17 protein-coding genes are annotated in these 17180 nt (G+C 40.9%); 10 read left to right on the top strand and 7 right to left on the bottom strand.

What is annotated here, in order from left to right; all coding sequences use genetic code 11:
- Positions 1-4 precede the first annotated feature (4 nt).
- On the top strand, positions 5-781 hold the full coding sequence (locus C2M30_RS14655) for a substrate-binding periplasmic protein (RefSeq protein ID WP_105172185.1): 777 nt from the start codon (positions 5-7) through the stop codon (positions 779-781).
- Between the two features lie 8 nt (positions 782-789).
- Here the strand turns inward: C2M30_RS14655 and C2M30_RS14660 are convergent, their stop codons facing one another.
- From C2M30_RS14660 to C2M30_RS14675, 4 genes are all read right to left on the bottom strand, one after another.
- A complete protein-coding gene (locus C2M30_RS14660) occupies positions 790-1443 on the bottom strand; it encodes an XRE family transcriptional regulator (protein WP_105172186.1) in 654 nt (217 codons plus the stop codon).
- A 181-nt stretch (positions 1444-1624) separates the two neighbouring features.
- Complete coding sequence (locus tag C2M30_RS14665) at positions 1625-2128, bottom strand: YgjV family protein (protein ID WP_105172187.1); 504 nt, start codon at positions 2126-2128, stop codon at positions 1625-1627.
- 70 nt (positions 2129-2198) lie between these two features.
- A complete protein-coding gene (locus tag C2M30_RS14670) occupies positions 2199-2774 on the bottom strand; it encodes a Crp/Fnr family transcriptional regulator (RefSeq protein WP_105172188.1) in 576 nt (191 codons plus the stop codon).
- Positions 2771-3802 (bottom strand): NAD(P)H-dependent flavin oxidoreductase, encoded by a 1032-nt coding sequence (locus C2M30_RS14675; protein ID WP_105172189.1) that lies wholly within the window; start codon positions 3800-3802, stop codon positions 2771-2773. Before C2M30_RS14675 ends, C2M30_RS14670 begins: the two co-directional genes overlap by 4 nt.
- A gap of 392 nt (positions 3803-4194) precedes the next feature.
- Between C2M30_RS14675 and C2M30_RS14680 the strand changes: the two genes are divergently transcribed.
- Positions 4195-5577, top strand: coding sequence for a Na+/H+ antiporter NhaC family protein (locus tag C2M30_RS14680; protein WP_105172190.1), 1383 nt, complete (start codon positions 4195-4197; stop codon positions 5575-5577).
- Between the two features lie 59 nt (positions 5578-5636).
- Here the strand turns inward: C2M30_RS14680 and C2M30_RS14685 are convergent, their stop codons facing one another.
- The gene (locus C2M30_RS14685) at positions 5637-6695 is read right to left on the bottom strand and encodes a peptidase M42 (RefSeq protein WP_100914701.1); all 1059 of its coding nucleotides are present in this window, start codon (positions 6693-6695) and stop codon (positions 5637-5639) included.
- 244 nt (positions 6696-6939) lie between these two features.
- On the opposite strand from C2M30_RS14685, the gene C2M30_RS14690 reads away from it, so the two are divergent.
- The 3 genes from C2M30_RS14690 (at position 6940) to C2M30_RS14700 (ending at position 9667) form a co-directional block, all read left to right on the top strand.
- Positions 6940-8241 (top strand): hypothetical protein, encoded by a 1302-nt coding sequence (locus C2M30_RS14690; RefSeq protein ID WP_105172191.1) that lies wholly within the window; start codon positions 6940-6942, stop codon positions 8239-8241.
- Between the two features lie 228 nt (positions 8242-8469).
- The gene (locus C2M30_RS14695) at positions 8470-8778 is read left to right on the top strand and encodes a hypothetical protein (protein WP_105172192.1); all 309 of its coding nucleotides are present in this window, start codon (positions 8470-8472) and stop codon (positions 8776-8778) included.
- Between the two features lie 124 nt (positions 8779-8902).
- On the top strand, positions 8903-9667 hold the full coding sequence (locus tag C2M30_RS14700) for a substrate-binding periplasmic protein (protein ID WP_158683463.1): 765 nt from the start codon (positions 8903-8905) through the stop codon (positions 9665-9667).
- 60 nt (positions 9668-9727) lie between these two features.
- Here the strand turns inward: C2M30_RS14700 and C2M30_RS14705 are convergent, their stop codons facing one another.
- Positions 9728-10942 (bottom strand): hypothetical protein, encoded by a 1215-nt coding sequence (locus C2M30_RS14705; protein ID WP_158683465.1) that lies wholly within the window; start codon positions 10940-10942, stop codon positions 9728-9730.
- A 347-nt stretch (positions 10943-11289) separates the two neighbouring features.
- Between C2M30_RS14705 and C2M30_RS21825 the strand changes: the two genes are divergently transcribed.
- From C2M30_RS21825 to C2M30_RS14725, 5 genes are all read left to right on the top strand, one after another.
- Positions 11290-11472: a BlaI/MecI/CopY family transcriptional regulator gene (locus C2M30_RS21825; protein WP_234004745.1), complete on the top strand. Its 183-nt coding sequence runs from the start codon at positions 11290-11292 to the stop codon at positions 11470-11472.
- A gap of 28 nt (positions 11473-11500) precedes the next feature.
- Positions 11501-11665: a hypothetical protein gene (locus C2M30_RS21830; protein ID WP_234004746.1), complete on the top strand. Its 165-nt coding sequence runs from the start codon at positions 11501-11503 to the stop codon at positions 11663-11665.
- A 162-nt stretch (positions 11666-11827) separates the two neighbouring features.
- Positions 11828-12979, top strand: coding sequence for a M23/M56 family metallopeptidase (locus tag C2M30_RS14715; protein ID WP_158683467.1), 1152 nt, complete (start codon positions 11828-11830; stop codon positions 12977-12979).
- A 1-nt stretch (position 12980) separates the two neighbouring features.
- On the top strand, positions 12981-14237 hold the full coding sequence (locus C2M30_RS14720; protein ID WP_105172196.1) for a M23 family metallopeptidase: 1257 nt from the start codon (positions 12981-12983) through the stop codon (positions 14235-14237).
- 298 nt (positions 14238-14535) lie between these two features.
- Entirely contained in the window at positions 14536-16185 is a 1650-nt protein-coding gene (locus C2M30_RS14725; protein ID WP_105172197.1) for a hypothetical protein, read from the top strand.
- A gap of 49 nt (positions 16186-16234) precedes the next feature.
- Here the strand turns inward: C2M30_RS14725 and C2M30_RS14730 are convergent, their stop codons facing one another.
- The gene (locus tag C2M30_RS14730; protein ID WP_105172198.1) at positions 16235-17116 is read right to left on the bottom strand and encodes a LysR family transcriptional regulator; all 882 of its coding nucleotides are present in this window, start codon (positions 17114-17116) and stop codon (positions 16235-16237) included.
- Between the last annotated feature and the right edge of the window lie 64 nt (positions 17117-17180).

The following is a 17180-nucleotide window of genomic DNA, read 5'->3' on the forward strand; positions in this document are numbered from 1 at the left end:
TACTATGCTTTTAAACGCCTTACTCACATTTTTGCTTGTAGTTAGCTTTAGTATTAATGCTAAGCCTTGGCGACTTTGTCATGAAGATAAAGAGTACCCGCCTTATCTGATTAATTCTGTGCAAAACACTCAGCCTGAAGGGCTTGTAATTGACGTGTTATCGGGGGCAGCAAAACACGCTAATACACCGATTGCTTTTGTTGCTCGTCCATGGAAACGTTGCAAGCAAGGGGTCAAAAATGGCACATATGACGGCTTGTTTGTAATGCTTAGAACGCCTAAACGCACAGAGCAATTTGCATACCCAACAAATGAGCAGGACTACTTAAATAAAGTAGATTATGTCATTTTGTATAAAAAAGGCTCGCCGCTGCATCGTGCCGAATCGAACGGCAAACTGTTTAACCAACAAGGTCAGTTTAATTTTAATTATTACAAGCGCATACAAGAATTTGGCTTACAAGCACCCACAGGCTATGTATTACATCAATTCTTAAAACAGCATAACGTTGCCGCTAACGATAACTATGATTTAGATTTGGGCATCAACCAAGTCGCTAATGGCAGGCTTGACGGTTATGTAGTTGAAAAACGCGCGGGGTTAAAACGTGTTGAAGCACTCGACAAACAAGGCATTGTTATCAGCAGTCAAGGAGTGTTAAAACGCACCTATTGGTACGTGCCGTTTAATCGGGATTTTTATAACAAGAATAAAGACGATGTGGCGCGTTTTTGGCATCACATGCAATTAAGCCGTGAGCAAATCTTAGCTCACGACTAAATGTTAAATTAAATATCGCGACCAAACCACACAACGCGACCAACAATACGTGCTTGTTCACCCGTGGCATGGGTGATGTCAAAGCTTGGGTATTCTGGATTGTCACTTATTACTTTTACGCCGCCACTAAATGGTTTTAAGCGTTTAGTTAACAAACCATCTTCGGTGTGTACTAAATAAATATCTTCTTTATTCGCTTGTTTTTGCGACATATCCACTAAAATCATATCGCCGTGTTCTAGGGTTGGTTGCATGCTGTCTCCGCGTACAGAAACAAACGCCAACTGCTCTGAATGCACACCTAATTGCGATGATAACCACTGTTTCGAAAAACCAAAATGGTCAGAAATTTCTTCCCCTGCGCCAACTTGGCCAAAGCCCGCACTGGCTTCTACATCAAACTTAGGTGCAAGTACCATATCGGGTTTAGTGCTATTGGTAACCTCGTCGGTAGCGCGCTGACCTGTAATTAGCCAATTTAAATCAATGCTAAATTGCTCACTTAATTGTTCTAAATAAGCTAGCGACGGGCGGCTGCCACCTCGACACAAACGATAAATAGTTGAAGCCGAACGCCCTGTTACTTCAGCAAAACGCTTTTTGTTGCCTTCTGTGATTTGGTCAATTAACGAAAGAAAGCGGCGAGAAAAGGCAGTGCTCATAGTAAGTTCAGCTCCAAAATTTTAGTGGAGGCTGACTTTACCGATATTCACACTAAATTCAACGTAACCAAGCTAAACTCTTAGCTGTATGCCTTATTTTTAAACACTTCGTTGGATTTGCAGTCAATAAACCTGAGCTTAGCTAAACAAACCCCTTCCAGCACAAATCCCCTCAACCTAACTAAGTGTTAACCGATAACTGCTTTTTGGCATAAAAACGCCACAAGCCAATCAGGTTACTCATTAAGAAAACACTTTCCATCAGTACAGCTACTGGCGAAAACACCAACACATTGTGCAAAATCCAACATAAGGTGCCAACAATCATAAAACAGCGCAAAGTAAAATCATTTGCTTGAAACGACGCATAGGTTTGCAGTAAAGCCGCAAGCAGCGCAATTAGGCTTACCCAGCTATGCCAAGTAATATAAACCGCAGCAATACTCATCGTCATAAAGCCAAGCATTACACGTGGATCTCGTGCAAAAATACAATAGCCATAACGCAATGCTGCCAACAGCATTAAACATGCTGCACTTATTTTATCCAGCAAGAAAAAGTGCACTGCGGTAAACAATACTGAAGTAAATAAGCAGGTTAAAATCGCACTGCGCGATTTAAATTGAAACGAGGCTAAATCAAGTAAAGTAGCGATTGCTACCAAACACTGCGACACAATAAACATAACGGCTCCTGTAAAAAGGGGCAGTCTAATCAGGCGCGAATGTAAAAACCTTAACTTAAGTTAATTGCCGTCAAAATGATTTGGTTAAATTTAGACGACGGCGAATGCGCGACAATGATATTGCCGACACTCCTAAGTACATTGCCACTTCGTTCAAACTGAGCGTTTCTAACCAATGAGGTTTATTGTCGAGTAAATATTGATAGCGTTGTTCGGGCGTATTGAGCAATAAAAAAGCCTCTTTGGCTTCTTTAAATAATAACTGTTGGGTTATAAGCTGTTGTTTTATTGGCTGCCAATCTGCATTTTCCATTAACGATAATGGCACCTTAATTACGCGAGCCTGACGTATTACTTTTAGCTGATAAAGCGCAGGGCTGTGCGTTAGCCAATTGCCATACAAAAGTGCAAATTCATCTTTAAAATAAAACTCTTTGCATTTTTGCCCACCATCGGAACTTGCATGCAAAGCCCCCAGCACCCCCGACAAAATTAAAAACCCCGCGTGTTGCGTTTCGCCTTGTTGTAATAGTACCTCGCCTTTGGCATAGGTTTTAATATCAAATTGCCCCGCTAACTTTTGCTCAAATACGCTTGCAAGTTGCTGGTAACTATCACCTAGTTCAAGGATTTTTGGCGTATTCAATTGTGCCAACCTCGCATCAATAATTGAGTAATATCACTTGCATTCACGCCATCACGCACCACAAAATGCTGACCACACCAAAGTGGCGAAAAATCATTTTTGCCAGTTGTTTCTGCACGGGCGCGGATCGCCGTCATCGCAATTGACGCAAATGGAAATGGCGGCACATGTGACGGCATGCTGCCAAGCTCAGTTATCGCACGGTTGACTATTCCGCGCGCAGGACGACCAGAGAATACCGTCGTCAGCACTGTTTGGTGCGGCTTTTTTAGTGCCGTGCGATGGAACTCACTTGTTGTGGCTTCATCACTTAATAAATAGGCACTGCCAATTTGTACCGCGGCTGCACCCAGTTGCTGAAATGCCGTAACGTCTTCAGGCTTACTAATACCACCAGCAGCAATAATGGGAACGCCTAGTGTGACACATTGTTTTACCAATTGCTTGGTTGTTGGCTGCTGCATGATGTTAGTCGATAAAAAATGGCCGCGGTGACCACCGGCTTCAATGCCCTGTGCAATAATGGCATCAACACCGTTTTCTTTTAAAAAATACGCTTCTTCAAACGTGGTTGCCGATGACCATACTTGCCCACCCCACTTTTTAATTTGCGACACAATCTCCTTGGCTGGCAAGCCAAAATGAAAGCTCACTACAGGCGGTTTATATGGCGCGATAATCTCCAATACACTTTGATCAATTGGCGTGCGCGATGCACTGGTTGAAAACCCTGATGCATCAATATTAAACTCGGCAAAATAAGGGGCGAGTAATTGATGCCAATCCATTTGGTGCTGTTTGCTATAATTTGGCGTGGTGTGGCAAAAAAAGTTTAAGTTGTAGGGCTTATCTGTATGGCAGGTTAGGTAGTCTAATTCGCTAATAAGCTGTTCTTTTGTCAACATGGCACACGGCAACGACCCAAGCCCTCCTGCATTGCAAACCGCAACCGCCAATTTGGTATCTTGTACTCCCGCCATCGGCGCTTGAATAAGCGCAAGCTCAGTATTAAAAAACGTTTTTGTCATTGTTACAGTCCTTGTTGTAATGAAGAATAGCCAAAGTGTTAGCGCATTATGCTATTCAAATAAATTAAAGTAACTGAGTTTGCGTTAAGGTGTTTAAATTAAACTGTTTTTTTTAAGTGAAAAATAAAAATGCCGTAGCAGCACATTTTGCATACTCACAATTAATAGTTAATAACCTATTGAAATTTAATAATTAAACCCATTGATTAAAACTATTTTTTGATAAGACAAAAATTTTAAATTGACGCAAAACACAATCCTGTTTATTTTCGCCGTGATGTTTCAAGAAGGGCCATACTAAGCGCTGGTCAACCCAATATTAAGCAGATATCCGCATGCCTACTACTGCGATTTACACCTTTAAAGGTAACCATAATATTGGAACCATTTGAATGACCGAGCCGAGCGTTATCAGCTTAATTCCACCCATTGTTGTACTGACTCTTGCTGTAGTACTTCGCCGCCCTATTTTAGCCCTTGTGTTAGGTGCGTTAGTAGGCTTAGCCCTGCTTGATTTTACGACCATTTTAAGTAATTTTGCCGAGGCATCATTAAAAGTGATGGCCGACGAAACCATAGGGTGGCTAATTTTAGTATGCGGTAGTTTTGGTGCACTTATTGCGCTATTAGTGCGTACTGGTGGCGCGCTGGCGTTTGGTCGCAGCGCGCTCAAACTTGCCAAAGGCGCTAAGTCGTCACTGCTTATGACCTATTTGTTGGGCGTGGTGATCTTTATTGATGACTACCTAAACGCTTTAACTGTAGGCGAAACCATGCGCCGCGTTACGGATAAATTTAAAATCTCCCGCGAAATGCTGGCCTATGTGGTTGATTCAACCGCCGCACCTATTTGTGTGCTGGTACCTCTGTCTACTTGGGCGGTGTTTTTTGGTGGTTTACTGGTTGATAACGGTGTTGCCGCAGAAGGGCAAGGCATTAGCGTTTACATCGACGCGATCCCCTACATGCTGTATGCATGGGTTGCCGTGTTTATGGTGCCATTGGTTATTATAGGGGTAATCCCACTTTTTGGCCCTATGAAAAAAGCCGAACTTGCAGCAAAAGCGGGTAAACCAGCACTTGAGCAAGTCGATTTAAGCGAAGTGCAAACACCCGATGAATACGCTGCAAAAGCAATCGAGCAAGAGTTCGAAAATGCCGATAGTAGCGGTAAGCTCTACAACTTTTTAGTGCCGATAGTGCTCCTTGTAGGCTTTACCGTGTACTTTGATATTGATGTGTGGAAAGGCTTACTGGCAACATTGGCTGTGACCATTCCATTTTATATGGCGCAGCGTTTAATGCCGTTGGCCGATATGTTGGAGCAAATGATTGATGGTTTTAAATGCATGTTACCTGCCATTGGTACGGTTATCGCTGCATTTATTTTTAAAGATGTGTGTGACAAATTGCTATTGCCACAATATGTAATGGACACGCTAAGCCCGTATATGACAGCACAATTACTGCCTGCGATGGTGTTTTTATCAATGGCTATTTTAGCGTTCGCTACGGGGTCGAGTTGGGGTATTTTTGCTGTAACAATCCCAATTGTAATGCCACTTGCTGTTGCGGTTGATGCGAACATTCCGCTGGTGATTGGCGCGCTATTATCAGCGTCTTCTTTTGGTAGCCAAGCGTGTTTCTATTCTGATTCAACGGTACTGGCAGCGCAAGGCTCAGATTGTAACTTAGTCAGCCATGCTGTAACACAATTACCTTACGCGCTGCTTGCAGCTGCAATCGCATTTATTGGCTTTTTGCTACTGGCATAAACTCAATAACCTGATAATAAAAAAGCGCCAGCAATATGCTGGCGCTTTTTTATTGGTAATTAGCCTCTTTTAGAGAGGGCCATTAATACATTCAAAAAGGCTTCTACCGATGCGATTGAACCTGATTCATCCATTGTGTGGTAGCTGGTTGTTGGCACTTGAATAGTAGTACCATCCACTAAACCATTCGAACTGGCGATAATACGACCAAGCTCAGTACTACCAATAGAGCGTGGCGCTTCCCCCCGCGCGGCAAGCTCTTTATTTATTTTTTCCATATATTCATCTTTATAGATGTAGCTTAACTGCTGCTCTTTACAGATTTTTTCCACTAACTTAGTTGCCGCTGAATTAAACGAAGCGTTGGCATCTTTTTTTCGCAGCACTAAATGTTGTTTGTTGGCTGATTCAACATCGGGAAACGGGCTAGTATCTACCACAAATAAGCGGTTAGTTGAGCCACCAAAACGACGAAACCATTCCAATAAATAGCGCCAACTTTTACCTGCTTCTTCTTGCGCGGTGAAAAACACTGTGCCTTCAAAGCCCAAACTAAATAAATGCACGAGCGCTGCCGCCGACAGCACATTATCGAGCTGACCGGTTAATCGCTCTTCGGAAATACGCAGTTTATCTTTAAACGCAACCGGTGTTCCGGCAACGGCACTTTCAAGGCCGTCAATTTCAAAAATAAGGTTATTTCGATACTCACACACATAAGAATGCTTGATCATGCCTTGCCCGCGATACGCACCAGACCAAGGTTCGTAAGCATACACTGGGGTAGACTTATAGCGCTCGGTGATTTTAGTCATGAGTTCTTCAGACACTGAGTTATTGAGCAAATCAGTGCGGTTTGCAGCAATAAATGCTGCATATTGAAATTCGTTCGGCCCAGTGCAAATTAAACCATGGCGGTCGATATGTGCGGAAAACATTGCACTGAACGGCTTTTTACCCTGCGCAACTAATAGTCCTTCGTACCAAGTTACAGTGGCTCCTCGCTCTTCAAGCTCGCGCTGCAAAACACGAAAAAACGAATGCTCCGCCCCAACCACACTTGGATGGCGAATAATTTCTTTTAATAAATCGATATACTCTTGGCTTAATGTGCTCATTAATTTCACTCTAAAACACGCTAAATAGCCCCTACTAAGTTTAAAAGCCTAGCGAGAAGCCGTCATTTTTTGCCTAGTTCGATATCTTTGCACAAGCGTTTTATGGCTAAATCTAAAGCACCGAATTAACTGCAAGTATCTGCCTGAATCTACAAACTAGCAAGTAAAATCAAAGCCAAAATAAACACTAAATTATTGGGGTAATCTGCCGATAACATATTGATTCACAAACAAGGACGTGATTATGAAATTACCTAGCATAAATAGCTATGAGAACCTCTCAAATGCGGTGCAAAATAAAAACGCCAGTATTGAACAAGCCGTAAACACAGCAAAAGTAAACGCTAATGACCAAATAGCGCCAGATTCTGTATTTATTAGCCAGGTTTACCTTGTTGATTTTGATTTTAACAGTTGGTTAGCTGAACCCGACCAAGCCAATTTATCCGATGAGCAAAAACAGCAGCTTACATCATTGTATGAGCGACTTTCTGAAGAAGACTTCATTAATTTAGCAAAAACAGATGTCCTTAAAAACGAACAATTTTTATCATTGTCAGGGCAGCTCGATGACGAGCATTTAAATGGATTAGTAAGTGCTATTTCGGGCTTGTCTGTGCCTGCAAGCATGTTATTTGTGCATGTGAATGAATACCAACCTCCGCGCACGGAAGAAGAAAAAATTGCGCAATTTATTGACGTGATTGCCAACCAAAATGAAGTAAACCGAGACAAAATTATTTCGCAAGCGGCACTTTATAGCGAGTCCGTAAATACATACAAAAAAAATAGTCGCGATGACGGTACCTACTCGGAAATCAATTTGTACTTTAGTACCGATTCAAGCGCGAATAACCTACAAAATTTTGTATCAAGTGTCATTTCGTCAGATAACCCAGGTGATTTAGTAGACCAACTCAGTAATTTTAGTGAGCAGCAGCAAAGTGCAATGTTAAATGTACTGGGGTTTGATAATCACCTTGGAACACGTTTACTTGATCAGTTACACGACAAAGATGAAGCCGCACGTCAAAGCATCGTTTCATTTTTAGGTGATATTACGCAAAAATCGGGCGCCTTTTTAGAATTTTCCGCCTTTTCGTCTCGTGACCCCGATAACCCACTTTATCTCCGTAAGGGCCATGGCGACAACATGTATACAACAGTGCAAGATATGGTGAGTAAAACCGTCAATTTATTAGAAGATTACGAGTTTTCTGACGAGCAGCTAAGCAAATTTGGCGAAGACTTAACAAATCATCCACGCCAGCAGCAAATCGCTTATCTAGACACCTTTACTATTGGCTTAGAAAATCTTATCCAACGCGATGAAAACAACCAAGAAACCTATAATCCGCTAGAAGATGCCAAATCTGCGACGCAACTGTTTGCACTTTTGAATGATGAAGCAGCACTAGAGAAAATGTATCAAACCAGACAAGGAGAGGATTATCGCGCAGGCACTTTCTTTAAGGTGAAGTCGTACCAAGAGTATCAAGCGGATGCAAAGCAGCTGATGGCGCACTATTTACCCTCAATTTCTTAATCCCTTGTGCGCCAACGGTGCAGGTAACGCTGTTGGCGCTTATTAATTCACAATCCTAATATATAAAAGCCGATAATCTAACATTGGTAGCCTGTTAAATCCTTGGTTATAATACCAATTCACTTAAGTAGCTGATCACATACTTAACAGAATTGGTATAATTGACGTTTCGCAGGCTGAACGCTCTGCTTCCCCATTTGATATTTTCTTAGTGAGCATCGAAAAACAATGAAAAAACTCTCAAAAGTTCAACTAAAACAACAAGCTTTGGTGCTTAGTATTGCCGATGCGCTAGAGGCAAAAGCGTTAGCGGAAATTCCGGGGATGGTGCAATGCTGGTTTGATGTTGAATATCACTTGTTTCCAGGTTCGCTATTACTGTGCTTTCAATTCGAAAATGAGCAAGCCTTAGCCGCTGCTGAGCCTAATCTGCTCACTTGGCAAAAACGCTTAAGTGCAGCGCTGGTAAAAAAAGGGGTAGTATTAAAAGATATGCGTAAACATCTGCAGTTTACTCTTAAAGGGCCTGACGATTAAGCTACTTGGTACTAATTTGCATTGAGCTACAATTAAAGCAAGATTAATATCTGGCTAAATGGCTGGAAAAAGCGCATACATTTAGGCAATGTGTGCAATGGGTTGTAATTGTCGTGTGTTCTTTATGAAAAACTCAGTTCTTGTATATGTCATACTTATCGTCACTCTTTTTTTCAGTGTCACTTGCTCTGCTACACAACTTCGCTTTGTCGCTGAAGACTTATACCCGCTTCATTTTAAAGATAAAAATAACCAGCCAGACGGCTTTTTAGTTGATGTCGTTAACGCTGTACTTGATGACTGTGCGTGCGCTGGCAAAATTGAAATCATGCCGCAAGCAAGAGCGTTTCGTGAACTACAGTCGCAGCCGAATGTAGTTATGATGTCGCTGCTTAAAACGCCCGGTCGTGAAAAAAATTACTTATTTCTAGGTTCAGTATTTAACGCCCACGCTTATTTAGTTGGTTTGAAAAGCAATCAATTTGAGTTATTTAATTTACACAGTGCACGAGGATTACGTGTTAGCACAGTGCGAGGGTATTTTAGTCAACGCTATTTAGAAAACGCTGGTTTTTCACTTGAACGCGATTTAGTGCTTGCACCAGAGCCTGAAAGCTTAATGAAAATGCTTTATAAAAATCGTACCGATTTGGTGCTAACTAACACCTTGCATCTCGATAAAGAACTTACCAGTATTGGCCTTGATCCAACAAAAATTGAGAAAAAACTGCATTTACCTGATTTTCCAAATGAGCTGCATATCACAGCAAACAAAAAATTAGAGAATACGCTCGCGATAAAACTAACAAACTCGCTCAACGCCATTAAACACAACGGGCAATACCAAATGTTGTTAGCTAAATGGAACCTAAACGAACAGGCACATTAAATTCACTTAATAAATACGTGAATACGCGCCTTTTAACGATTTAACCTGAGCTAAAGTTATTTACAAAACATCGTACACTTTCACCCTATCAGAATCGCTACCAATAGATTGCAGAGCTAATTTAACCGTTTCAGTAAGTTGCGCTTTATGAGGTGATTTTTGACAAATATGGATCAACGCTTTGCTTAATTCATAATCGGAGTCAATAAACTTGCTAGCTAATTCAATCGACTGAGCGGTAGTTGCGCGGTCCATTGTTTGATACGGCAGCGAAAGAAAGGCCCTTTTCATTTCATAATCTGAATCAATTAGCTGCATAAAAGTTAGCATAGCTTCAAAATCATCTGGTGTTTTAACTTCGCTCGCTAATGCATTTACGACGCGGTAAGCCTCATAATCTGAACCAATATCAGCGCTTGCGGTAAACATATCAGCAATTGATAAGTGTGTTGATTGTGATGATATTTCACTTATTAATCTGAATTTTTCATAATCACTATCAATGGTTTTTGACACATCAAAATAAGCTTGATGAACTGTTTGCGCGTTAGGCAGTTGTGGTGCTAGCTTGCTGAGCAAAACACGTGTTTCATAATCTGAACTCATGCCATTTAATCCACGTAAAAGCGTAAGCCATGCTTGCTCTGGAAACTGCTTTTTCTTGTCTAAAAAACGCTCTACTGTCACTCTTTGGCTGTAGTCACTCTTTATTTGAGCAACTACAGCCAACACCCGTTTTTGCGCCAAAAAGTCTAAATTATTGGCACTAATTGCTGTGATATACGCCGATTTTGTATCATCGTTATTTGCTCGCTCCATTTGGTTAAGTGCTGCAGATATTCCCTGCTGTTCAATTAACGCCTTCGTGCGCTCAACAGCAAATAATGGGGTATTATCAAACACGCTTGTCATAAACTGTTCAATTTCGTTTTTGCTTGGCGTATTTCCTTTTTGATCACTATAGGTCACTTCGCCATTTTTCTCGCTGATCATCAAAAAGTCATCTGATTTGAAATGCTTAATCTTAACAAAACTGCCTTCACTCATACTTGCTATCGTTAACGCGTCTGAGCTTAAGATGATTGGTCCGTTAATTTCGGCAATAACCTGATATTCATCACCAAATTGCTGATAATTCTTTTTAATTTCGGTAATTGCGCCATTTGAATTGGTTTTGATGTATTGGTGACTCACAACGCCACTACACCCTGACGCAATAAGAACGATGGCAGCTAAGCTTGTAAGGTGAAGCGATTTAAAAAGAGATGTGTGCATAAGATTGTAACCCATTATTGTTTTTAGAATATATTCGCTCTAAGGCAAGGCGCATACCAAATTGTAACCCTATGATATTTAGTTATTTAATAATATACACGGTGAAATATACCAAACAAAAAAACAAAAGTTAGCACTTTTAACCATATCAAGTTAGATCTAACTTACTGAATATGCTTGAAGTTTTAACATAAGCTTACCTTCTTTCTCAAAGCCCATTTCACCTAGAATTAAAAAATAAAACACCAACTGCGACTTGTGTCACACTAAAAACACTGTTAAATTGCGACATCTGTCACACAAATTGTGATTTTCCATATTCGAATAAATATAAAAAGGAAACTGTTTTGCAACTTACCGGCCCAGAACTCGAAATTCTCAAGTCTTTATGGCAGCAACAGCCGCTAACGGGTAAAGAAATTCACCAACGGATGGAGTCACTCTACGGTTGGAGCTATTCATCTACCCGCAAAACATTAGAGCGCATGGCGCAAAAAAACTATGTCAGTGTAGAAAACGCAAGGGAATAAAAAAATCTATTCAGCATTACTTGATAAAGTGCCTACGCTCGCTGCATTTGTAAAAGATTTCTCTGAACGCGTACTTGAAATAGACGGCAATTTACCCGTTGCCATGTTCTCTGGCAGCCAATTATTTGAACAAGATGAACTCTCTGAATTGGAGGCTCATTTAAATACATTACAACAACAGAAAAACAACTAAGTTATGTGGTTAATCTCATTTTTATGTTGGCTAGTAATTAGCTTTTCACTAGCTGCTTTATTAAAAAAAATAGCGCAAAAAGAACGCCTTTCACCGCTCTTTTGTTGGGCCGCACTCATCCTTCCATGTGCCATATTTTTACCAAATTTCGACGTTTTTAAGGTGACAGAAGTCAACTTTATTTGGCTTAACTCTAGTGCGCAACAACAAATGCAATTTGTTGGTGAAGTGGCGAAGCAAACCACCAGTCAAAACGGCTTTAACATTAATTGGTTGCTTTTTGGGGGGCTTTTTATCCCATCTGCATATCGCCTAATGAGACTAACTAAACGCTATCGTAACGCAAAGGCATTAATTGCGACGGGTACTCCGTATCACTTAAGTACTGTGCCTTGTATGGTGATGCCGATGAATCAATCGCCATTTGTTATTGGTTTTCATAAACCTACGCTTGTGTTACCTCAGTATTTTATGCATTTGAGCAAACAGCAGCAGGGTATTATTCTCGCCCACGAAGAAATGCACATTGCTAACCGAGATCATTTTCATACCTGGCTGTGGTTAGTTTTGGTTGAAATCTGTTGGTTTAATCCCGCTATAAAGCGGCTCAGCGAATTGTATGTAAATGCCATGGAACAACGCTGCGATTTACAAACAATCTCGCGCCATCGCTATACGCCGCAAGATTACGCTAATACCTTGTTGCTCAGTATTAAATTATCGCAGCAAGGCGCTTTAAACCCATTTGCTGCTCATTTTACAGGGCAAACCATCAAGGTAGCCGACTACAAGCAACGCTTTACGTTTATTTTTAGTCACGCGCCAGTCCAAATTAAAAAATCACTTTATGTTTTCAGTTGTGCGCTATTAATTGTTGTACTGGCAAAAGGCGCAATATCACAAGTTTATGCAGGACAAGATAAGTGGCAGTATCCGGTCGCAAATATTGATATCAGCTCTCATTATGGCCACGTAACTTCGTTTCGCAAAAACCGCCCTCATCGCGGCATTGATTTAGTTGATGCAAAAGGCACATCCATTGTTGCCGCAAAAACTGGCAAAGTGATTATTGCCGACAACAAAACTATGGCAGCTGCATTTGGTAACACCATTGTGATCCAGCACAGCAATGGCTGGCAATCGCTCTACGCGCATTTAGACGAAATTTCAGTTACTCAAGGTCAGTGGGTTAAAAGCGGCGAGCTGATAGGAAAAATGGGCGATAGCGGCAAAGTAACAGGCACACATTTACATTTTGAACTAGCAAAAGATGGCCAAACAGTTGATCCACTCATTTATTTAAACGAGAAATAACATGCATTTTTCACGTATTATTTTAGTAGCATTATTACTCGTAGGTTGTGATGAACAGAGCCAATGTAACGATGAAGCGCAAAACAACAACATCGACATAGAAGACACACGTACGCAAGTAAGTTCGCAGGAAAAAGACAATAAAGCTCCGCAGGAGATAACACGTCAAACCTATACCCTAAATAAAGGCGATACACTGACCCATTTATTACGTTTGGCGGGATTTTCATTTTCAGAGATTTACGCCTTAGCCGATGCGATTAAACCACTCTATGATTTTAAGAAAATTCAGTCGCACACTCAGTTTGATGTAATTGAAACGCCAAACAGTAAAACCATTCGATTTGCAGCGAGTTTCGCACAAGTAATTAACGCAAAATTAGTAAAAGGAAATTGGGAAATTACACAAAATGCAATCACAACCCAAACGGAGAAAATAAGTCGTTCTTTTGCAATTAATCACAGCCTTTATCAAGCGGCGAGCGATGCTGAAGTACCCAATAATGTGATTAACAGCGCGATATTAGCGATGTCACATTTTGTTGATTTTCAAAGGGAGATTCGACAAGGCGATCAAATTACCTTAAATTTTAATAGCGTAAAACTCACGCAAGATGCACATTTATTTAGCACCTTTAGTAACCCACAACAGCTGGTTGCAATTTCCTTTATCAATCAAGGTAAAAATTACGAACTTTACCATTACCAAGACACTTTTTACTTTAAAGATGGCAAGCTAGCACAGAGCTTTTTAATGAAAACCCCACTTAATGGCGCGCGATTGTCCTCAAACTTTGGTAAACGAAAACACCCCGTTTTAGGCTACACAAGGCAACATAAAGGCATTGATTTTAGCGCACCAGTTGGTACGCCAATTATGGCAGCAGGTAAAGGCAAAATACTAAAAGCCAGCTACAGCCGAAGCTTTGGTAATCGTGTGCTAATTGATCACGGCAACGGCTATCGCACCTTGTATGCACATTTAAAAGGCTTTGCTAAAGGTATCAAGCATGGTGCTCGTGTAAGCCAAGGGCAAACGATTGGCTTTTTAGGCAATACAGGGCTTTCTAGCGCACGCCATCTGCATTATGAAGTGCATAAAAACGGTAAAGTAATTAACCCATTAAAAATGAAACAACCAAGCAATATTCAATTAACGGGCGACGAGTTACACGCATTCAAAATGCATATTAATGATATTGAAAAACGTTACGCGGCGTTAGTTTACGATAGCAATAATAAAAGCGCTTTAGACTAATCAAAAACCCAGTCAGGTAAATTCTGACTGGATTCTACTCTATCTATCACCACAAAATTTATTTTGATTTTTTCAAAAAACGGAGTGCCTTTTCAATCTAAAAATGCAATAAAAAACGTAACTAACTAATTTTTAGAAGAGTATTTAGTGCTTTGTTGAAACATCGCAAATCCCTCCTGATTTTTAAGAGATAACGCGCCCAATTTTAGGCATTTGTCTGTACGCAAAGAAGCGCAGGTTGACTACTTTTTAAACGCGGGACACTCCCGAGCAAGGAATTAATTAAAAGGAATTCAATATGAAAAAACATAATCTATTAAGTCACCTGATCATTTTTGTATTTTTGTTCTCTGGGAATGCAACAGCGGCTCAAGGGGATGTTGATACTAATTATGGTGTTGGAGGCATAGTTCATACGCCTTCGGGTGCTAACGTTATTGCTGCATCTGCCACTTCAAATAATGGGGTTATCGTTGCTGGAATAGGCCATCATCCGAGCGACTTTAGAATAACCCAACTATTAAGTGACGGAACTGAGGATTCAAGCTTTGGCAGTTCTGGGCATGTTGAAATAAACCTACCCTCAGTACTCGGTATTAGTAACTTCAATTTAACCGATATGGCGCGCACCAATAATCAAGAAACAATTATTACAGGATATAACCTTGGCTCTATTGGTGGCGATGGCGTACTTGCTAAGTTGGATGCAAACGGTAACTTAGATAGCACTTTTGCCAATGGTGTAGGAGCCTTAACATTAAGAAGTTTCGCACCGTTTACTGGTCAAGGTCATATAATTCCTTATGCTCTTGCTGTTGATGCAAATAACCACATTTTGGTTGCCACAAGATGCTTATATGGCACATTAGTTGCGCGCTTTACGCCATCTGGCACACTTGATAATAGCTTTGCAAATAACGGAGTATTGGCCGTTTCATATCCACTTGGTGGTCAATTTCCTCATATGCCCGTTAGTTTAGAAATAGACCCACTGGGTATTATTACATATGGCTATTGGGTACTTACTGGTTCATCAACTGCGTTAACAACCAAAGTAGTGACACAATTAGATCCTAACGGAAACCTCGTAACTAACTTTGGTAACTCAGGCCATATAATTGTACCCGCTGCAAATGGTGAAGAGTTAGTCAGTGTAAAGCGCGATGTAAATAACCGCACTTTATTGCTTACCAAAAACTGCGTTTTGTCACGATATACGACAAATGGTGTGTTAGATACTTCTTTTGGCAACAACGGAGCAGCAAACGTTGTTGTGCCTAATGGCAATTCATCACTATGCTTAGGTCTCACATTGAGACCGACTTCAGCACCTATCGTTACAGGAAGTATTCAACAAAATAATAATCATCAACTTTTAGTCGCACGCTTTGATAACTCAGGTCAACCAGTAGCAAACTTTGCAAACGGCGGTGTTGCTATCGTTGGTCAACCGCCATTTGCCGGAATCGTGAATGCTTATGGCGCAGCCTTTTCAGTTTTACAATCAAATGGACACATTCAGGTAGCCACTACCGAACGCCCTTATTTAAACAATTTTGCTGTGACAGCTATTGAAGATACAGCTCTTAATGTATCCCCGCGTCCAGCAAGAATTGGACGCCGAATGTCTGTCGCACTTAATACTTGGACATACTCTATTCCATTTACTGTAAGTGACTTAACGTCTGGTGCCAAAGTTATGGCAACAATTGAACAAGGCGAATACTCCATTAATAATGAACCTTACACAACATCGCCAGGGTTCGTACAAAATGGAGATTTAATTACTGTGCGTCACCGTTCAGCATCTTGCTTCAACTGCAGCAAACGCTCAACACTTGAGTTAGGTGGTTATTACGATGCTAAAAACGGGGGGCAACGATTAGGTGGCAGTCGAACCTACAGTTTTAGTAGCTTAACCAAGGGGCTAATCGTTTCACCGCTTTAACATGCCAAGGGCTAGCATTTCAGCTAGCCTTTGCCGTTGAATATATACCCTAAGTTTTTTCAAACAACGACTTCATAAATTCATAAAACACTTCGGTTTTTCGTGTAACTAAACTGTTTTGTGGCTTTAAAAACCATACCGGCGCGTCATCATCTAACAAGGTGTTTGGTAGAATTTCGATTAATTGTCCAGCCGCTAATTCATCTTGTATTGCCAAGCGCGATTTAATTGCTATGCCCAGCCCTGCAACCGCCGCTTGTGTCATATTATCTGAGTTAGAAATCGTCAGTTGAGTAGTTACACTGTGGTTAATAACGCGGTCATTATCTTTAAATTTAAGCTGCCGTTGCCATGGTAAACACACCCATTGGTGATTACTAAGATCGGTTATCGATTTTGGTGTGCCATGCTTTGCCAAATAAGTAGGTGATGCACACAAAATACGTGAATTACGGGCAATCTTGCGCGACAGTAAGTTAGAATCGGCCAATTGCCCTACCCGAATCGCCACATCTTGCGCGTCATCTACCACATTCACAAATTGATCGGTGATCATAAAATCGAGTTTTAAGTCGGGGTAGTTTGACTCAAACGCAGCAAATGAAGGCAATACAAATTTAGAAAACACCCACGGTGGCATAGTGACTCTTAGCACACCCGAAATGGCCGAACCCCTAGCACCAATTTGATGCTCTGCATCGTATAGCGCCTCTAAAATTGCCACCGCACGTTGATAAAACACCTCTCCTGCAGGCGATAGCCGCATACGCCGACTATCTCTAAAAATAAGCACCGTATTAAGCGCTTTTTCAAGCTTATTTAAACGATGACTTACCGTTGCGGGCGAAAGGCCTTGTGCTTTTGCAGCAACCACCACCCCTTGATTTTCAACAATGGCAATAAAGGTTTCTAAATCACATAAACTGTACATAGCGTTGATTTAACATTTTCAAATTTAGGTTTCGTTTTTCTATTGTATATCTAAAAAATTAAAA

The organism is Pseudoalteromonas sp. T1lg24, assembly GCF_002964745.1.
Lineage (GTDB): Bacteria > Pseudomonadota > Gammaproteobacteria > Enterobacterales > Alteromonadaceae > Pseudoalteromonas > Pseudoalteromonas spongiae.

Bases quoted from the DNA above. Each gene is read 5' to 3' on its own strand.
- C2M30_RS14660 (WP_105172186.1), bottom strand. From the start codon at position 1,443: ATGAGCACTGCCTTTTCTCGCCGCTTTCTTTCGTTAATTGACCAAATC.
- C2M30_RS14720 (WP_105172196.1), top strand. From the start codon at position 12,981: ATGCATTTTTCACGTATTATTTTAGTAGCATTATTACTCGTAGGTTGT.
- C2M30_RS14680 (WP_105172190.1), top strand. From the start codon at position 4,195: ATGACCGAGCCGAGCGTTATCAGCTTAATTCCACCCATTGTTGTACTG.
- C2M30_RS14725 (WP_105172197.1), top strand. From the start codon at position 14,536: ATGAAAAAACATAATCTATTAAGTCACCTGATCATTTTTGTATTTTTG.
- C2M30_RS14695 (WP_105172192.1), top strand. From the start codon at position 8,470: ATGAAAAAACTCTCAAAAGTTCAACTAAAACAACAAGCTTTGGTGCTT.
- C2M30_RS14685 (WP_100914701.1), bottom strand. From the start codon at position 6,695: ATGAGCACATTAAGCCAAGAGTATATCGATTTATTAAAAGAAATTATT.
- C2M30_RS14675 (WP_105172189.1), bottom strand. From the start codon at position 3,802: ATGACAAAAACGTTTTTTAATACTGAGCTTGCGCTTATTCAAGCGCCG.
- C2M30_RS14705 (WP_158683465.1), bottom strand. From the start codon at position 10,942: ATGCACACATCTCTTTTTAAATCGCTTCACCTTACAAGCTTAGCTGCC.
- C2M30_RS14690 (WP_105172191.1), top strand. From the start codon at position 6,940: ATGAAATTACCTAGCATAAATAGCTATGAGAACCTCTCAAATGCGGTG.
- C2M30_RS14700 (WP_158683463.1), top strand. From the start codon at position 8,903: ATGAAAAACTCAGTTCTTGTATATGTCATACTTATCGTCACTCTTTTT.
- C2M30_RS14730 (WP_105172198.1), bottom strand. From the start codon at position 17,116: ATGTACAGTTTATGTGATTTAGAAACCTTTATTGCCATTGTTGAAAAT.
- C2M30_RS14665 (WP_105172187.1), bottom strand. From the start codon at position 2,128: ATGTTTATTGTGTCGCAGTGTTTGGTAGCAATCGCTACTTTACTTGAT.
- C2M30_RS14655 (WP_105172185.1), top strand. From the start codon at position 5: ATGCTTTTAAACGCCTTACTCACATTTTTGCTTGTAGTTAGCTTTAGT.